This window comes from Phaeodactylibacter xiamenensis, from assembly GCF_965229835.1.
Lineage (GTDB): Bacteria > Bacteroidota > Bacteroidia > Chitinophagales > Saprospiraceae > Phaeodactylibacter > Phaeodactylibacter xiamenensis.
Genome location: NZ_OZ245931.1, coordinates 178518 through 197834, shown reverse-complemented (window position 1 = coordinate 197834; position 19317 = coordinate 178518). Strand labels below are relative to the sequence as shown.

Below are 19317 nucleotides of genomic sequence, written 5' to 3'. Positions count from 1 at the left end.
GTTAATTCGTTTTTGGTACGGGCGTTGTTAGCCATGTTCCCAGAGGTTGTTTTTTACCGAAAGGGCGCAGCACGAAACCATACCGGTAAGCTGAAGCATTCAGGCGAAACTCCGGGTGGGCTTTAGATTCCTTTGACCAGGTATTGTCCCCGCCTACGCCCAGTAGCTGATGGTCAATATTGACGGTCAGGAAGTCTCGTTCGGGCAGTTCCGGAGTGTGCGTTGCGGCTTCCAAATCATCCATGCTGTAAGGCCAGACGCTCATACTAAGGCTATCCTGAGCCTGCACCAGCAATCCACTGCCGCGCCCGGAGGAAAGCGCCATCCAATGCACGCCGGTTCGGTTGCTGCACTCCTGTGGCATGATGTAGCTTTCGAAAAAGCTGTCCACCGGCATGCTGTAGCGCCCTAATTGGGCACTCAACAACCGGTCGATGTAATTCTCATGCGGCCCGCGCCCGAGAAACTCAATCTGATCATAGGCATCCGGGATCGCCATTTGCATTCCGATGCGGGGCAGTTCCGGGTAGTCGCCTTCTTTTTTGAAATGGTAATCGACCTTGACCTGTCCGTCCGCGTAGAAGGTGTAGACCGTCTTTTGGCTGGCTTTGCCCTCCAGGATGGCGCTTTGCACTTCCACCTGCACGTAGCCGGCCGCTTCCTGTACGCGCACGCCCTGAACTTTGGCTTCTTCAGCCGCCGTTTTCCAGGCCGCGGCTTCGCGGTAGATTTTCCAGCCCCGTCGGTCGTTGTCGGTCGGGGCACGCCAGTAGTTGGGCTTTAGGGGGGCTTCCAGCCAACTGATTTTACCGGTGCTATAATCGGAAAGTGCTCCGGTAGTTTTATCCACGATTGCTATAAAATCGGCACCTGATATTTTGACTTGCTTTTCATTCTCCTCCAGCGTGAGCTTGCCCTCTGGCACACTAAAGCTCCGGTTATCCGGCACTTCCGGCAGCACAAACTGCGCAGAGGCCATCTCATGGCCCGCCGGTGCCCAGGATTGCGCTTCCGGGAGCGTAACACTCAGGTCGAGGGTGTAGACGGCGCCGGGCTTTGGTGCCTTCGGCGACATTTGCCCCAATTGCAGTGGCACAGCAACACCCGCCGGACAATCCGGAAGGGCCATGGATCCGGAACGCAGTGCCATCCCGTTTTCCATAAGCTGCCAGGAAAGCGTATACCCTTCGAGATTGGTAAAATCATACAGGTTGGTCAACGTAAGCTTGCCCTCCTGTGGCACCTGAGTCGTCAGGCGTATCGGTTGGAAGACTTTTTTCCACTCTTTAGCACCGGGCTTCACCCGGCGGTCGGGGTCCACGACGCCATTCAGACAGAAGTTCTCATCATTGATCAGGGTGTCGCCAAAATCACCTCCGTAGGCAAAATACCGTTCGCCGGTTTCGGTGGTCTTGACCAGCCCCTGATCAACCCAGTCCCAGACAAATGCCCCTACAATCTGCGGTTCCGCCTGTATCACATCCCGGAATTTAAACAGATTACCTGTCGAATTGCCCATAGAGTGCGCCATTTCGCACCACATGATGGGCAGCTTCAAATCTGACTGACGGCTGAGGTTGACCATCTCGGGGATAGACCAGTACATCCGGCTGTACATGTCCACGTAGCTGGCTTTGGTGTGCGGAAATTCGTGATTACCCTCGTAGTGCACCAGGCGGGTATCGTCGTACTCGCGTATGAAGCCGGTCATCGCAGCGTGATTGGCTCCGGCACCAGACTCATTGCCCAGTGACCAAAAAATAATGGAGGGATGGTTTTTGTGGCGTTCCACCATACGCACCGCCCGCTCCACAAAACCATTCGACCAGCGTGGGTCTTTAGTCAACAAACTGCCAATGCCGTGGACCTCAAGATTAGCCTCGCAAATGACATACAAACCGTGGCGGTCGCAGAGTTCGTAAAAGCGGGGGTCGTTGGGATAGTGTGAAGTCCGCACGGCGTTGAAGTTCAGCTGTTTCATCAGGCGGATGTCCGCTTCCATATCCGCTACCGAGACCACTTTGCCGGTAACCGGATGGTGGTCGTGGCGATTGGCCCCGTACAACTCCACCGATTCCCCGTTGATGAGCAGTTCTCCTTCCTGCCCGATTTGGATATTCCTAAAGCCAATGCGGCTGCTTCGGGCCTCCACGGTTTGCCCATTCTCATCCTTAAGGGCAATGACCAGGGTATAACGGTTGGGCGTTTCCGCTGTCCAGGGCTTAATATTGAAAACAGTAGCCGAAAGCACCGTACTTTCCCGTGGGTAAACCCGAAGGTCCTCCCTTATCACCTCACTGACCGTGGCCTTGAGGGGCTGCTCCAGCATCGGATGGCCTGAATCATCGTACACATCAATTTCGTAGGACCAGCCTTCGAGTTCTGTAAGCCGGCTGTGGTTGAGCCGGGGCTTGACCGTAAGATTGCCATAACTGTAGCCCTCGTCCAGGGCTGCCTTGACAAAGAAATCCTGAATATGGGTCCGGGGCTGCGCCAGCAACATTACCTCCCGGTGAATACCGCTCAGGCGCCAGTGATCCTGATCTTCCAGATAGCTGCCATCGGACCAGCGGTGTACCTTTACCGCCAGCAGGTTCTTTTCTCCAAATTTCACATAAGGCGTGATATCAAATTCCGTAGCCACCCGGCTGTCTTCGCTATAGCCGACCATCTCCCCATTCACCCAAACATAGTACGCGGAGCTCACGCCTCCAAAGTGCAGCACTACTTGCTGATTATCCCAGTCTGAAGGCACTTCAAAGGTGTGGCGGTAGCAGCCGGTGGGGTTGTCCTCATCGGGAACGTATGGCGGGTCTACCGGCACAAAGGGATAGGTGATGTTGGTGTAAATCGCTGTGCCGTAGCCCTGCAGTTCCCAGTTGGAAGGCACCGGAATCTGCGCCCATCCTTTGAGTTGAAAATCCGGCAGGTGGAAATCTTTCGGAGCGGCTTCGGGCACCTCAGCAAAGGCAAATGCCCAGTTTCCATTCAGGCTGAGGTAACGCCCGGAAGCTTCACGGTCCACCATAAGTGCTGTGGCTTCATCGGGGTAAGAATAGGACGTTGCCCGGGCCGGCATGCGGTTGATCCCGTTGACGGCGGGGTCTTCCCAGGGTTGTAGCTGGGCTTGTGCGGCAAAGGCCGTGCTCAAGGTGAGCAACAGTACAACCGCTAAATTGCGGTAAGCATAAGAAGATGGCATATCAGTTATTTTTTTCAAGTGCTTAAAACTAAAAAAATCAGGACACTTCGCCCCCTTTATCGCTTTCAAACCGCTTTGTATTCAAACCAGTCAAAATCAGCGGGCTTGCGGGCACCCGTCAAATCCTGACAACAAATACCAACCATAGCCCCGGTGAATGCCGGCCGGTAACGTCCACACTGTTCCATAATGTAGTCGTCTGATAGAATGCTCCCGTCCAAAACCGGGCCGGCTTTTTGCCAATCCCCTGCCTCTTCCCGGTAGAAAAACTGAAGCTCGGCATGATTGAAGTGCAACTTGAGCTCCACCCTGCCATCCACCTGTAAATCAATACACTGACTCATGGGGTGTGACATCGCATAATGGTCACAGGCAATCAGATCGAGTACCCGCTTTTGCCGGTGCTCGTCCCAGGTGATGTGCAGATAGTAGAAATGACCTGTATTGTAGTAGGCGACCAATCCGGCCATCTGCTGAAAGGTTGTTGGCTGAAACTCCAAAGCGGTGGCTGCTGTGGCATCAAAGTGCTGCAAACGCCGGGCCAGCAGGCTTTGGTAATGAAAAGAACTCAGCGATTCCCGGCCGTACAGGCGCAGGAAACCGGGGCGTTCCTCCAGGTTGGCCCAATCCGGAGTAATCGGTACGCGCAGGGACTGAAATTCTTCCGGCAGCTCCGTAGTATCAAAATCATGGCGTTCCATCGGTTGAGGGCAAGGCACCTCTTCACCGGGAATCGAAAATGCCGGGTCTGGCAGTTGTTTGCCGTTGGTAAGGTACAGCCAATCATCATCCCCCCACTCCACCGGAGCCAGGCTGCTTTCCCGCCCCAGTGTGCAGCGCCCCAGTGTCGACAAAGGCCGGCCGCACAGAAAAGCGATGTACCAATGCCCGTCCGGCGCCTCGACCAGGTCGCCGTGCCCGGCTTTTTGCAGGGACCAGTCCGGGTGCCCTTTGGTGGTTAAAACCGGATTACCGGGGTGGGCTTGGTAGGGGCCGGTGATGTCACGGGAGCGGGCCAAAATCGCACAGTGGTCGTACTCTGTCCCGCCGGCAGCCATGAGCAGGTAGTAATAGCCGTTGCGGTAGTACAGGTGTGGTCCTTCTACATTCTTTATCCCATCGCCTTCAAAAATCATGTGCACCGGACCGGTCATTTTACCGGCATCCGGATCAAACTCCTGCAGTACGATGCCCCCAAATAAGCGGTTGTCCCGGTGGTCGGCCAGCATATTGACTACCCATTTCCGGCCATCAGGCGCATGGAAAAGAGAAGGATCAAATCCGCTGCTGTTGAGATAAATGGGGTCTGACCATTCGCCCGTAATGTCCTGAGTCGTGACCAGATAGTTATGGACATCCTTCCAGACGCCATCGAAGGAGCGTACGTTGCTGTACACCAGGTAGAAGGTCCCTTTGTCGTAGGTCAGGCAGGGCGCCCACACCCCGCAGGAGTCCGGATTGCCGGCCATATCCAGTTGAGACAGGCGATTGAGGGGGCGGGCAATGAGCCGCCAGTGCTTCAAATCCCGGGAATGATGAATTTGTACGCCCGGGAACCATTCAAAGGTTGAGGTAGCCATGTAGTAATCCTCCCCCACCCGAATGATAGAGGGATCAGGCTGAAAGCCCGGCAAGACAGGGTTCTCAATTTTAATCATCGGTGATGAGTTCTTTTTCCAGTTCTTCCAATGAGCGGGATTTGGTTTCCGGCAACAAGCGCCAGACCAGCAGAAAGCCGATCGCGGCAAAGCCACCGAACAAGCCAAAGGTCAGGGCATTGCCCAGATTCGCCAGCTCCCACGGAAAAAACTGCTGTACCGAAAAGCTCACGACGGAGTTGATAAAACCCACAAAAGAGACGGCTACCGCCCGGATGTAATTGGGGAAAAGCTCCGAAAAGAGCACCCACATGACCGGGCCCAGGGAAACGGCGAAGAAGGCTACGAAGCCCAGGATACCCGTCAAAATCAAGGTAGGGTTGATATTGGCAGCGGATTGCAGGATGACTGCTTCATTCGCCACATAAACCGTCCGTCCTAAGGCTGCTTTGAGCGCAGTTTTAAAAGCCAGGTCATCCTCGAAGCGGACGTCGATGACCGCACCCAAAGCTTCCCGGTTCACGCCTTCCGGCAGACCAGCTACGGCTTCCGAAGTCAGCTCATAAGTCGCCTGCTGAAACCCATAGCTGACCAGCCCCATACTGAGCGCAATGCCCAACAAACCCACCAGCAGCAAAGGTTTGCGCCCAATACGATCAATCAGGCTCATAGCGATGAGGGTGAAGACCACATTGAGCAGCCCGATATAAATGGCCTGCGAAAAAGCCGCGTCTGATCCAATACCGGATTGCTCAAAGATGAAAGGGGCATAAAAGAAAATGGCATTCACGCCAGTCAGCTGCTGCAAAATGCCCACGATGGCAGCCACCCAGAGGACCTTCCGCAGCGTTGGCCGGAACAGCCGCCGTAGTTTCTGCCCCAGCGAATCCCCGGCATCTTTAGCCTGTACACTTTCCTTAATCGCTTGTATTTGAGCCGTGGCCTCCGCTTCGCCCGATAGTTGCCCGATGACCACAGCGGCTTCCTCCTCTCTGCCCTGCATCACCAGCCAGCGGGGGCTCTCCGGTACCGCAAAAAGGGTCCCGAAGTAGGCCATTGCAGGCAATAGCTCCACGCCCAGCATCCAGCGCCAGGTGTTGGTATCTATGCCCATGCTTTGCACCCATTCTGCACCTGAGCCACTGGCCTGCAACAGGAAGTAGTTCGAGAAATAGGCCGCCGAAAACCCAATAACGATATTCAGCTGATTGATAGAGACCATGCGCCCGCGCTTTTCCGGAGGGCTCAGCTCTGCGATATACATTGGAGCGATGATCAGGCTTGCGCCTACCGCCAGTCCGCCCAGCATTCGGGCAGCAACCAAAATGCCGTAGGTCGGAGCTATGGCGGAAAAGAGGGCTGAGAAAGCATACATGAAAGCAATGATCAGCAGCAGCTTCTTCCGCCCTATCCGGTCACTCAATGGCCCGGCGACCATCATGGCCAGCGTGGAAGTAAAAGTCAGGGACGCCACCACCCAGCCCAAAGCCAGGTCAGACAGCCCAAACTCCGGTACCAGAAACCGGATAGCTCCGGAGATTACCGAGGCATCAAAGCCAAAGAGGAAACCGCCCAGAGAAATAATCAGGGCGAGGCGGGTCATCTGCCCGCTGCTCGTTTTGTTTTGCATCATCATCGGAGTTTAATGGATTGGGGGCCACTTTTTAGGGTTTGCGATTGCCCTTTCCAGTTTAGGGTGCCTTCCAATCCGGGAGGCAGGGAGACCTTGCCCTCCAAACGCCCATCTGCCTCGCTGTATTCCACCTCAATAGTGCCATTTGGATGCGGCATGTTCGCCCGGAGTTCGCTTAGCCCGTTCAGGTGGGGCATAATGTTTACTTTGGAAAAGCCGGGCGCTGCCGGACGGATGCCCGCCACCAATGACAAAAAGTGGTAGGCCGGCGATGCACTCCAGGCGTGACAATCTGAGCGGGTCTTACCGGGGGCTTCCACGAAAGTGGTCAGGCCGAGGTCCAGTTGCTCCTCCCACGGGCCGAGATACTCAAAGTAGGTGTCCCCAAGCCCGGTTTTCCATAGCGCCTCTGTGATGTAAAAGGCGTAGTAGTAGGAACAGGGTGCCAAAGTGGCATCTTTCAGCAGCCGCTCTAATAGTGCGGGTTGTTCTGCTTCGGGCAGGGCATTGGTGAGCACCGCCATAGTATTGACGTGTTGACTGAAAGTGGTTTTGGCAGGCGTATCTGCAAATAGCTGACGGTCTTCATCCCAGCAGCGGTTACGAAGGCTATTATTGATGCCCATTGCCCGGGCGCGATAAGTTGCTGCCCGCTCCGGCTCGCCAAAGGCTTCATACAAATCAGCCGCCAGTTGCAGATTGTAAGCCCACTGCAAGCCGATAAGGGCAGAACCTCCTGATTCGGCGCCCGGTGGCACACCGTCCGGCCAGCCACCCACCCAATCCGCAAAGTTCCACCATTCCATTGGGCCTGGCAGCCCGTTTTCGCCCATCCTATCTTCGTACCACTGCAGAATATCCGCTACGGCGGGCAACATACTGGCAATCCACTCCGGTTCCCCTACATGCATCCAATAGTCATGCAGCATCGCAATCCAGAACAGGGAATAGGGCGGGATAATCTGTTCATCACGGCTGGGATATCGGCTTTGTGTAAGCCCAAAGGGCATGCGGGACTGATAAAAATCGGCCACTGCTTTTCGGAATAACCGGTGGTCGCCCGAGACGTAGTAGGAAATCAGCGCCTGAATACGGGTGTCGCCGACGTACTGTAATTGCTCGTAGTACGGGCAGTCGAAGTAGTTCTCGCCGGCGCATAGGCGTTGCGTACGCCAGCTAACGGACCAGATATCAGACAGCAGTTCCTTATCACTATCAAAAACCGCCCGCTCTTCAAAGGGGTAGGCGGTGAAGCGGCTTTCGGCCTGATCAATAGCCACCGGCGCATCTTTCGTTTCTATTTCAACCCGGATATAGCGGAAGGTACGCCACCAAAGGGTGGTCAGTTCGTACTTGCCTTCCGCGAGTTTCCATTCATCGTGAAAACCAAAGAGCGTTTTATGGTTGATGCTGTCCCGGTGCCCTTTGTTAAGGGTCGAATCGTTCAGGCTTTCGGCGTAAAACAGGCGCAGGGTGGCTTCTCCTCCACTCGTGACTTTCAGCTCCGGGTAAGCGGTAGTCAGCGTGCTATGATCGATGAGTACCGTTGCTTTTGTATTGGCAGGCACGTATACTACACCCTCATCAGGCAGCTTGAGGCTGGCCCGGCGGATACGCCCCAGGGGACCAACCTTTTCTTCCATAGCTGGAATACTACGGGGGACTAGCTGATAAGCAGGCACACCACCGTTTGCATAAGTCCCTCCCTCTGGCACACCATAAAACAAAGGCTTTGGAGTAAGCCATCCTTTATCCTCAAAGCCAGCGGCTTTCCAGCCCCATGGGTGCGCATCAACCTTCATAAACTCACCTGGACCAACCACAAAATACCCCCTGACTTGCTGTCGATTAATAGCAACGGGCGCATAAGCAGTATCCCGGTACACCCGCCAATGCCCGGTACCGGTGTTGAGTCCGGCGCTTTTGTTGTCCTCCCCCTGAATGATCAGCGCGGTGCCTCTTGAGATTTGCGCAACGGGCTTATATTTTCCAAAATTCCATACCTGCACAGCAACCACGTTCGCTCCGGACTGCAAATAAGGACTCAGATCGTACGTCTCAAAGCGCCAGTTCAGAAGGTCGCCCCGGGCAGGCCCTTTACCAACATATCGGCCATTCACAAAAAGTTTGTAGCGGTTGTCCGCCGAGATCCGGATGGGAAAGGCGTCCGGAACAGCCTCCACATTCATTTCCTGCCGGAACAGGTATACCCCAAACGCCTCTGTATCAGCGGTAGGATGGGTGATCCATCGTGCCGGCCAGGCCTGCCCCTCCAGATTGGGCTGTTCCTGAGCAATTGCAGGGGAAAGCAGCAGGCAAATCATAGACAGCACAGGAAGAAATTGTTGCATACCATCAGTTTTGTTTTTCCCAAAATAATACCACACAGGCATTCGGGGGTAACAACACCCTATTTTCCTGACATTCGGCTCCAGCAGAATCGTAGAGGATTTGTCCTGACCGCAGCTCAGCAAATTCCAGCGCTACCTGTTTTGGATAGTCATTTGTATTGATGAGCATCGTATACAGCCCCGACTCGGAGGCCATTGTTTTCATTGTGACACCGGGATGATGGCCTCTGAAACGCACCTGCAGGGATTCCCCATTTTCCAGCCAGGCTTGCAGCAGCTGAGCCAGCGGTGTGTTATCCTGTTGCCAGGCTGCCAACCCGATTGGAGCAGGAATCCAGAGGGTACGCCCCTGACCGTATTGATGCTGCAATGCGACAGGGAGGCTGTCCTGCGCATAGCTGAGTACCGCCCCTGCGTCTACTGCAAGTGTGCCCTGCCAAAGGTGGGCCGGCAACTGCTTCTCATCGACAGACATCAAAAAAGTATTGCCCATCACCCGGAACTCGCGCACCTGACCGCCCAGTACTTCCCGAAAAGGAAAACCACCCGTCATGATATTCTGACCATACTCATCAAAATGAGCAGACAAACCCGTCAACAACAATTGCCCGCCTTCCGCAACAAAGGTTTTCAATCCTTCCCAGTGCCGGCGTGGTATTACAATCTGATGTGGGATGATCACCGCTGCCCCTGCCCTTCCCCTCGCTTTCCAGTCAAAATCGTCCATGCTGCCGATTTCAGGCGTGATGCCCTGCTCGAGCAATGCCTCGTAGTGCGCCAGAACCGACTTGATGGTAGCTCCGGGCAACCGGCCTTCAAAGTATTGCTCCACTTCTACTGAGCGGACTTCCCGGTCGCGCTGCAGGTACATGGACTCCCGGTTGTAGAGGACATGGATGTTTGCAGTCTGCGGTCGCGCCTTTGCAAAATCCGGGTTTTGATCCAACCAGGCCGCTACTTCTCCCGCCGCTCCCATCCGGTCCGTTGGCTCGTCCAGAAAATCCAGCAGGCTCCACTCGCCGGCTTCCAACCCGGCTTTCCGGGGGTTCAGGCACCAAAAGATGATGCCTTGGGCTCCGCTGAACAGGCTGCCCCACAGCCACTGCTCGATTTCTTCCGCACTTGGCGTCATGGGGTTAAAGCCGCTGTAGCTGTTGTTGCCGCCTTGTAATTCGGTGACCCAAAAGGGCTTCTCACCGGCACCGGCCCGGATGATATCATTGTTCGCGCCCATCGCCACCGGGTACTGATCGCGTTCAAAGTAGCCGAAGTGCCAGCTCGGGTGCATGGAGGCACCAAAGGAAGAAAGCAGCTTCCGCCAGGCCGGGAATTCATACTCCGGCAAGGTCACAAAGAGCATGTGGCTGTTAACGTGCAGGTGCCGGCCAGAGTCATACTTTTCAATTTCCGCCGCGATCCAGCTCAGGTAAGCAGTGGTATGCTGCCGGATGAACTCCGGCTCCCGGAAGTCTTCCCGCATGAAGCCATTGGGGTCAGGTGCCAATGGGTTGAAGGTTTTCCATTCCGACCAGGCTTGTTCCGTGTACGCGCCTTTCGGCAAAATCCCGCCCACACCCGGCTCATTCTGTAGTACCCAGGCAAAAAGCGCCGGATGCTTGCTGAAATGAGGCACCACGGCTCCAATGTAGCGTTCGATAGAAGCCAGGTGAGCCGCATCTTTGGGGAATTTAAAGCCGCCCACGCCCGTGCCGGTATTTGCCGGGAAGAGGGTGGCAAATACCCGGACGCCATGCCGTTCAGCTGCATCGAAGGCCGCATCGTACAGCGTAAATTCCCAGCTTCCGTTAGCCTGCGCCATATGCGTTTCGTCCATCCGGATGCGGCAAACGGTCATATCATATTTTGCCATGATGGAAAACCAACCTTCAATTTCTTCTGCTGTTTGTCCGGGCTCAATGTACACCTGCGCACCGATGGAAGGCGGAGTCTGCCCCCCAAGCCAAAGCGTCCAGCAGATCAGGCTAAAAATTAATACGTTGCTTTTCATTCTGTTGGCGGTTGAAGTTCCTTCAGTCGAAGCAGGGCTTCCAAAAAGTAGTAGTCGGCGTAGATAATGTGCTCATCAATTTCGCTGTTGCCGGGTTTGTGGCCCGTGGAATGAAGCAGTAAGCCCTGCTGGGGTAATGCTGCCAGGTATTCCGGTGTGGCTAAGGCATTGAGCAGGGCAATGGCTGCGTTGTGGTACCGGTATTGGTCGTCGGCTGCTTCCACCAACTGGGAAAGCTCCAGCAATGCAGAAGCGGCAATAGCTGCTGCAGATGCATCCTTTGGCTCGTCGGGAATACCGGGGGCATCAAAGTCCCAGTAGGGCACCCCATCTTCCGGCAGCCTTTTCAGGAAGATATCCGCTGCGCTTTGTGCCTGCTTCAGGAAATCCGCCCGTCCGGTTTCCCGGGCCGTCAGGGTGAATCCGTAGATGGCCCAGGCCTGCCCCCTTGCCCACATGGAGCTGTCGGCATACCCCTGAAAGGTGACTTTTTCCCGCACGGAACCGCTGAGGGTGTCGTAGTCGAGGACGTGGTAGGTGCTGTAATCGTCCCGGAAGTGATTGTCCATGGTGTGTTCGGCGTGGGAAATAGCGATCGTTTCCATTTCCGCGTCTCCAGTCTGCCGGGCTGCCCAAAACAGCAATTCCAGGTTCATCATATTGTCGATGATCACCGGATACTGCCATTGATCGTGCCAGTCCCAGGAGCGGATAACGCCGGTGACCGGCCGGTAGCGGGTTTTCAGGGTTTTGGCAGCGTCCACAATCACCGGGACATAACTCGAGTCTTTTGTAAAGCGCAGGGCACTGCCAAATGAGTTGAAAATCCGAAAGCCGATATCATGATCGTAATCGAAAAACTGAACGGAATCCAGCTTCAGCAACTCGGCCTCACCCGCTTCTTTCCACTTTTCATCACCGGTAAGGGCGTAGAGGTGCCACAGCACACCGGGATAAAAACCACTGACCCAGTTGCCCTTTTTGACGAGGTTCCAGGAGCCGTCCGGATGAGCATTGCGGGGAATACGGTTGGTGTCCGGTAAGGTTTCCAGCGTTTTGGCGTACTGCCGGGCGGCAACTTCAGTAAGGCTGTCGAGGTCGAATGCCGGCTCCAACAGCTGCGCGTCCGCCTCCCCGGCAGGTTCCGCACAACTGCCCGCCAACAGGAGGATTAAAAAGAACGGGAAATATTTCATGTGATGAATTTTGACAAAGGTTAACCCAAATAGCGGGGCTCCGGCTGCCCGGTTGTGTTGGTCTGTATTTGCAGGCACACCCCTGCCAGGGGCTGGGCTTTTTTCTGCTCCGGAGATAAGGGGCGCTGTGAGGTTGTGATGAGCAGGTGCTGCATTTCCGGTCCGCCAAAGCAACAGCTTGTGGGGTGAGAAACAGGCAATTCGATGTCTTCCACCTTCTTCCCCTGCGCATCGAAGTGGCTGATCTTGCCTTCCTGCCACATAGCGACCCAGAGGTGGTCATTGGTATCAACGGTAAGGCCATCGGGGAAGCCTTCGGGGCCAAACTCGATGAAGTTGCGGCGGTTGCTGAGGCGGGCCGTTTCCAAATCATAGTCGTAGGCATAAACAACATGGCGCTCGGTATCTGCGAAAAAGTAGGTTTTTCGGTCTGCAGACCAGCCCATACCGTTGGGGAGCATTAAGTTTTGCTCGTGGCGTTGCACTGCTCCCGCTTCGTTCAGGCAATACAGGTTGCCGACCGGCTCCGTGCCATCGTAAGTCATGGTGGCGGCCCAAAAGCGGCCTTTAGGGTCTACCGCGCCGTCATTGAAACGGGTGGCTTGTACGTCGGCTTCAGTGGGTGATACTTGCTTCAGCTCACGGCTGTGGGTATCGTAGGTAAAGAAGCCATCCCTCAACGCCATGACCACACCGCCCTGTTCACGCAGGGCCAGGACACCAAGCGGCTGCCCAACCACGTGGGTTTCCACCCGGCCAGTTTCCCAGTCGCCAATAAAGAACTGCCCCTGCATGAGGTCGACCCAGTAAAACTGCTGCGCCTGCGGGTCCCAAACCGGCCCTTCGCCGTGGTGGCAGCGGACATCAAAAAGCGGTTGAATAGCGTACTTCATAAGTCAGCGAAATCCTTTGTAGTGGGCAAAAATAAAATACACAACTTTCGAAAAGCTTTTGCCCCAACGTTGGAACAAAACCAGTTGTGTATTTTATTTTTCGAGAAGCCCTTTGGGAAAGGAGGGCTTGTCCGCTGCCTTGTAATCAAAAGCCAACTGAAGTCTGTTATTAGGTTACAATCTTATCTCACCACAGGGTTACAGCGGGGTGTTATATTGCTCTCTTTCCAAAAAAGATGATGGTGCGCGAAGACTGTTCAATTGACTATAGACAGCTTTTGCTGTGGATGTTTCTGATCTTCTCCGGCTTCTCACTTGGTGCTCAGTCCACCATTTTTAATGTGCGGGACTTCGGAGCAAGCGGAGATTCCGCTCAATACGCACAGCCTTATCTTCAAAAGGCCATTGACGCCTGCCATGCCGCGGGCGGCGGACAGGTGCTATTGCCTGCCGGAGCTTATACCACCGGCACCATAGTGCTAAAAGATAATGTGGATTTCCACCTGGCACCGGGCGCCACCCTTTTCGCCAGTCAGCGGGAAAAAGACTATGAGAATGACTTCGTGGTCTACAAGAAGAACGACTCCGGTAAATTGCCGGGCGAGGGTACGCCGGTACTGATTTACGCAAAAGGTGCAAAAAACGTCAGCATTACCGGCAAGGGGACGATTCACGGGCAGGCCCGCCGGACGTACGAGCCTCTGAAAAGTGTAGATGGCTTCATCGCGGAGGAAACGGAGAACGCCAGAAATTCCGGTGTGGAAATGAAAATGTACTACAAGGTAAAGCCTTACACCTGTATGGTTTTCCTGGAGGACTGCACGGACATCCGGATTCAGGATATTTCTATGATTGAGTCCACCGATTGGACCCTGCACTTTAAATGGTGCGAGCGGGCGTTTGTGGATGGCGTTTATATTTTCTCCAGCCTGGAGCAGGGCGTCAATGCCGATGGGATTGATATTGACGGCAGTAAGGACGTAGTGGTCTCCAACTGCACCATCATTACTGGTGATGATTCCATTGTACTGAAGTCCACGATCACCGGTGAGGATTACCGGGCTTGTGAGAACATTACGGTAACGAACTGTTCTTTGGTGTCCACCTCCACCGGGCTGAAATTAGGTACCGAAAGCCACGGCGACTTCCGCCACATCACCTTTTCCAACTGCGTGATCCGCAACAGCAACCGGGGGTTGAGCATCGTGGTACGGGACGGGGCAACGGTAAGCGATGTGCTGTTTTCCAATATCACCATTGAGTGCGACCGTAAGCACTTCAATTGGTGGGGCAATGGCGATCCGATATGGCTGGTGCTCAAGCGCCGGTTCCCGGATTCCAAACTTGGCAAAATTCAGAATGTGACCTTTCAAAACATTCAGGCACGCGGGCAGGGCACCAGCAAAATCGAAGGCTACCCCGGCGAACAAATGCTGGAAAACATCCGGCTGTACAACGTCCAACTCACAATGGAAGCTGAAGACAAACCGGACAAACGAGCAACTCACGGTTTTGAAGCCCACGATGTGGACGGGCTCGTCCTTTCTGACCTTACCATCAACTGGGATAACTCGAAAGGAACAGAACCCAAATGGGATGCAGCGGTAGCGCTTCAGCGGGTGAAGAACGTGGAGATGGACCGCGTACGGAGCAAACAGGCTGCTAAAGGGAGCGCAATCCGGCTTACGGAAGTACAAAACGCCTACATCACCAACACCTTGCCTCAGCCGGGCACGGCTACGTTATTTGAGGTCTCGGGCGCTGAAAGCCGTAATTTGGTGTTCCGGGATAATGACCCTATGGGCATAGCCGCTCAATTTTTAGCAACCGGCAAAGAGGTTGAAAAGGAGGAAATCAACCTGAAGTAGGCTCTTGGGGGTTAGGGAACGGATGCATGGCTTTAAGCAGGCTGCTACCCAATAAATACCAGTAACAGGATCAGCATCCCGATCAGCAACGCAAAGAAAAAGTATTCCAGTACCACCCAGTGCCAGTAGGGTTTCTCCAGCGTCTTTTTTCGGGCCCAATTGATGATAATATTCCACATAGGCTTCTGATTAGGTGCCTAACATAGGCGCAAACCGGAAAAAGCGTGTGGAATTTCGTTCCAAATGCCCGTTACAAATGTCCTTCTGTGCCCTTATCAGCTGTAGCCTTCTCCTGATCGGCCGACATATAAGCTGTTGGGGTCATGTTGTAGTGTTTTTTGAATTTTTTGCTAAAATACTGTGCATCTGAGAAGCCTACGGAGTAAGCCACTTCCGAAATAGAATCGCATACCCCAAGTTTAAGCATCTCAGCGGCCCGCTTGAGACGGATAATATTGATGAATTCCTTCACCGACTGATCGGTCAGGGCACTGAACTTTCGGTAGAGGACCGACCGGCTCATGCCCAGCGCTTTGGCAAAATCACTGACCCCGAATTCGCTTTCATTAAGGTTGTCTTCCACAATCCGGATGGCCTTTTGCAGGAACTGCTCATCCGGGGAAGGGGGCTGATCGGGCTCCGGCTGCAAAATGTTTTGGCTGAACCGCTGCTTAAGCATCTCCCGGTTGTGGATGAGGTTGAAGATGCGGGCTTTCAGCAGGCGGAACTTAAAGGGTTTAGTGATGTAATCATCTGCGCCGGTTTCCAGCCCAATCACCAGTTTCTCCTCACTTTGATTGGCGGTCAGCAAAACGATTGGGATATGGCTTGTCCGGTCGTCGGTTTTCAGGGTTTGACACAGTTCAATGCCGCTCTTTTGAGGCATCATAATGTCGCTGAGAATGAGATCGGGCAGCAAATCCAGTGCTTTGACAATACCTCTCTCACCGTTTTCAGCTTCGGCAATGGTAAAGTAGGGCTCAAAGCTCATCCGCAGGAAGTGGCGGACATCTTCATTGTCCTCCACGATGAGCAAGGTGGGCTTCGTTCCGGTTTTGACCAGCATCTCCGGAAGGGCAACGGTTGGGTTCAGGTGCGCTGCTTCAGTTTCTTGTTCCACGACCAGTTCAGGCATTTCCAGTTGCTGCTGCGGCCCGCAATCTAAGCCTTGTGCATCCAGCGGCAACCAGATGGTAAACCGGCTGCCTTTTCCAGGGGTACTTTCCAGCTCCAGCCCGCCTCCATGCATTTCGACCAGGGCTTTGGCGTAGGCCAGCCCAATACCAGTGCCCTGCGGGAGCTCATCCCCGGTTTGCCCATGTCCCGGCTGTACCTGATAAAAGCGGTCGAAAATCCGGTCCCGGTGCTGAGGCGAGATGCCCGACCCATCGTCAGTAATGCTAATCAGCACTACAGGTTTTGGGGGTTCTCCGGATTCAACCACCCGCTTGCTCTGCCTGATATTGACCTCTACCCGTTGCCGGGTGAATTTAAAGGCATTGGACAGGAGGTTGTATACGATTTTCTCCATCTTATCCGGATCAAAACAAATGGGGATGCGCTGCAGGGAAGTATTCAGCTGATAGTTGATGCCCCGGCTTTCTGCCAGACCGTCGAAAGCTGTTTTCACCCCCTGTACAAAGGAGACCATGTCAGAAGACTGTGGAGATAATCGTACCTGATCCTCATCCATTTTCCTAAACTCCAGCAGTTGATTCACCAGGCGGAGCAGGCGCTTCGTATTTTGCTGTACGATCTGAAGCTGCCGGGCTGCACGGCCACTGAACTGCCCGGATTCCAGTAGCTGCTCTACGGGGCCGGAAATCAGGGTAAGTGGAGTCCGGAACTCATGGGATACATTCGTAAAAAAAGCCAGCTTCAACCGATTGACCTCTTCCATTTTCTGACGCTCCAGGTCTTTAAGCCGGAGGTTGTTTTTGAACCGTTCGCGCATGAGAAGGGCATGCCGGAAGCCAAAAAGCAGCAGCACAGAAATAAGGATATAGGACGCATAGGCCCAGGGCGTTCTCCAGAATGGTGGCTTGATGATGATCTCCAGAGCAACCGGCTCGGGGTTCCAGACACCATCATTATTCGCCGCCTTGACCTTGAAGGTGTAGGTACCCGCATTGAGGTTAGTGAAAGACACACTCCGGCGGTCACCGATATAGCTCCACTCGTCCAGGAAGCCTTCGAGTTTATAGGCATACTGATTCTTTTCGCTGGAAGTATAGCCTAGTGCTGTAAATTCCAGTGCAAACAACTGGCTTTGCTGATGGCTTAGTACTAACCGCTCCATCTGGCTAATCGGTTTTTGCAGTGGAGAGTCTTCGTCCTCCGGCGTGGTGTACTGATCGTAGAGCTTAAGCCCGGTCAAAGCCACTTCAGGTGCATGGGGGTTGTCCTGAATCAAACCGGGTTGGAAATAGTTAAAACCGTTAATGCCTCCAAAGTACAGGTGCCCGTCCCGGGTTTGCAGCCCGGCATTGTAGGAAAACTGATTGCTCTGCAATCCATCCTGCTTGCAATAATTTCGGTATCGCAACTCTCCGGATTCGCTTTCCAGCCATACCCTTGAAAGCCCTTTGTTCGTGCTCATCCAAATGGCGCCATCTTCACCTTGGTACAACGTATGAATGGCATTGCTGGGCAGCCCGTCTGACATGGTGAAGTTGCGGATTTCACTTCCATTGGCGGATCGGATAAAAAGCCCGCCGCCTTCCGTGCCAACCCACAGACGTCCGGCTGCATCCTCAAGGAAAGCCCTGCTGTCAAACTGATTAAGGGTGCTTCCGGAGGATACCTCAAGTGGGACCAATTCACCTAAATCTTCTGAGATATACCGGACACCCTTACCCCCTACCCAAACCATACCGGAAGGACCACGGTAAAGTGTAGTCACCCGCTCGGCATAGGCTTCCTCTCCTTCCGGGCTGAAGGTAGACCAATGCTCAAAAGAGCCCGTAGCTAAATCCAGACGGTCCAGCCCGGCAAGTGTGCCCACCCAAAGGTGCTGTTCGCCCTGCGGCAGCAAAGCCCAGACATTATCGTTGCGGATGCCCTTCGGATTCCCCGCCTGGTATTTGTAGGTTTCCAGGTGACCAGTTTCGGGATTGAACTGCTGCAAACCGCCACGATAGGTACCAATCCAAACTTGGCCGGCGGGGCCCTGGCACAAGCTCGTGACCACTTTACTGCTCAATCCATCGGCCTTAGTGAGTACCCGGAACTGATCGGCACCAGGTGTCCAGATATTCAGCCCACCACCATCGGTACCTATCCAGATATCCCCGTTCCGGTCTTCCAGAAAGGACAACACAGAACGATGGCTCAACCCATTACTGTTGACCAGGCTACGGCCGATGTGGTGAAAAGCTTTGTGGTTGGGATTGAAAATACTAACTCCTCCGTCAAACGTACCGACCCAGACCAGGCCTTCCTCATCCCTGAACAGAGCGTAGGCAGCGTCGCTGGCAACAGACTGCGGATCGTAAGGGTTATACCCAAGGTGCTGTGCGGCACCCGTTTGTGGTTCAAAGATTGACAGCCCCCCGCCATCCGTAGCCACCCATAGTTTTCCATGGGGCCCGAAGGCAAGGCTCTTGATCAGATCGTTTTGCAGCCCGGGTGTCCCGGCTGCGCTGTAGTGAGACAGCCCTGACCGGTCGGTACTGATTTTAAACAGGCCCGCTCCCTGCGTGCCTACCCAAAGCTGACCAACCTTATCTTCCTTTATTGTCTTGGCAAGCCCCTGCCCTCCACTTAGCACTTCAATAGGTAAGAAAGCCCAGCCTTCTGAACCCGCTGACTTATAATACAGCCCCGCATGATCAGTCCCTACCCAAATGGTCCCCTGCTTGTCTTCACAAATCGCGCTGACATCAGCGACCGGCTGTGAAGCGAACAAGACTGGCTTAAAGCCAACGCTCTCCTTTTCCCTTACGTAAAGCATGCCACTCAGCGTACCTACCCAAATTCGGCCAGACCGGTCCTGCTCAATAGTCCGGATGTACTGATGACCAGGCCCGGAAGAGGGATCAGATGAAAGGTGGACCGGGTCGAACTTACTCTGCTCAGGGTCGTAGGTGCACAAACCACTTGCGGTCCCCACCCACAGCTGCCCCTCTGTATCTTCCAGCAGCGTGAGGATTTTATTGCCTTTTAGAGCGTTGGAATTTGCGTTCTGATGGCGGAATACCTGGAAACTATACCCATTGTACTGGTTCAACCCATCATTGGTACCAATCCAGATGTAGCCCCGTGAATCTTTCAATATGGTATTTACCGTATTCTGAGACAGTCCATCGGCAACATTGAGTTGATCAAACCGGTAATTCTGGGTGGCCACAGCACTCCAGGCGATCAGGAGGATGGTGGTGGCAATTAGGCTTCGCATGTTTTCTGTTTGTCTGAAATTGGAAACGATGTTCACTGTCTACAATTTAACTAAAATTTCATTATACCCTATTTCCACCCAACAAAAATCACCAAAGACAGCTCTCCCCAAAACAAAACAACCCAAAGCAATGACAAAAGTCACTCCTTTGGGTTGAAAACAGGGCTTTTTT

At 54.0% G+C, this 19317-nt stretch carries 10 protein-coding genes; 1 reads left to right on the top strand and 9 read right to left on the bottom strand.

Annotated elements, in window-relative coordinates:
* Position 1: 1 nt before the first annotated feature.
* The 7 genes from ACO08I_RS00685 to ACO08I_RS00655 form a co-directional block, all read right to left on the bottom strand.
* The gene (locus ACO08I_RS00685; protein WP_421948173.1) at positions 2 to 3202 is read right to left on the bottom strand and encodes a glycoside hydrolase family 2 TIM barrel-domain containing protein; all 3201 of its coding nucleotides are present in this window, start codon (positions 3200 to 3202) and stop codon (positions 2 to 4) included.
* 65 nt (positions 3203 to 3267) lie between these two features.
* Positions 3268 to 4860, bottom strand: coding sequence for a glycoside hydrolase family 43 protein (locus ACO08I_RS00680; RefSeq protein ID WP_421948172.1), 1593 nt, complete (start codon positions 4858 to 4860; stop codon positions 3268 to 3270).
* Positions 4853 to 6436, bottom strand: coding sequence for a sugar porter family MFS transporter (locus ACO08I_RS00675; protein WP_421948171.1), 1584 nt, complete (start codon positions 6434 to 6436; stop codon positions 4853 to 4855). Before ACO08I_RS00675 ends, ACO08I_RS00680 begins: the two co-directional genes overlap by 8 nt.
* Positions 6433 to 8784, bottom strand: coding sequence for an alpha-L-rhamnosidase C-terminal domain-containing protein (locus ACO08I_RS00670; protein ID WP_421948170.1), 2352 nt, complete (start codon positions 8782 to 8784; stop codon positions 6433 to 6435). The genes ACO08I_RS00675 and ACO08I_RS00670 overlap by 4 nt, the downstream gene beginning before the upstream one ends.
* 4 nt (positions 8785 to 8788) lie before the next feature.
* Positions 8789 to 10792 (bottom strand): beta-galactosidase trimerization domain-containing protein, encoded by a 2004-nt coding sequence (locus ACO08I_RS00665; RefSeq protein ID WP_421948169.1) that lies wholly within the window; start codon positions 10790 to 10792, stop codon positions 8789 to 8791.
* Positions 10789 to 11988 (bottom strand): glucuronyl hydrolase, encoded by a 1200-nt coding sequence (locus ACO08I_RS00660; protein WP_421948168.1) that lies wholly within the window; start codon positions 11986 to 11988, stop codon positions 10789 to 10791. Before ACO08I_RS00660 ends, ACO08I_RS00665 begins: the two co-directional genes overlap by 4 nt.
* 20 nt (positions 11989 to 12008) lie before the next feature.
* Entirely contained in the window at positions 12009 to 12881 is an 873-nt protein-coding gene (locus tag ACO08I_RS00655) for an SMP-30/gluconolactonase/LRE family protein (RefSeq protein ID WP_421948167.1), read from the bottom strand.
* 236 nt (positions 12882 to 13117) lie between these two features.
* Between ACO08I_RS00655 and ACO08I_RS00650 the strand changes: the two genes are divergently transcribed.
* A complete protein-coding gene (locus ACO08I_RS00650) occupies positions 13118 to 14749 on the top strand; it encodes a glycoside hydrolase family 28 protein (RefSeq protein WP_421948166.1) in 1632 nt (543 codons plus the stop codon).
* 44 nt (positions 14750 to 14793) lie between these two features.
* Here the strand turns inward: ACO08I_RS00650 and ACO08I_RS00645 are convergent, their stop codons facing one another.
* On the bottom strand, positions 14794 to 14928 hold the full coding sequence (locus ACO08I_RS00645; protein ID WP_262501664.1) for a hypothetical protein: 135 nt from the start codon (positions 14926 to 14928) through the stop codon (positions 14794 to 14796).
* Positions 14929 to 14999: 71 nt separating this feature from the next.
* On the bottom strand, positions 15000 to 19145 hold the full coding sequence (locus ACO08I_RS00640) for a two-component regulator propeller domain-containing protein (RefSeq protein WP_421948165.1): 4146 nt from the start codon (positions 19143 to 19145) through the stop codon (positions 15000 to 15002).
* Between the last annotated feature and the right edge of the window lie 172 nt (positions 19146 to 19317).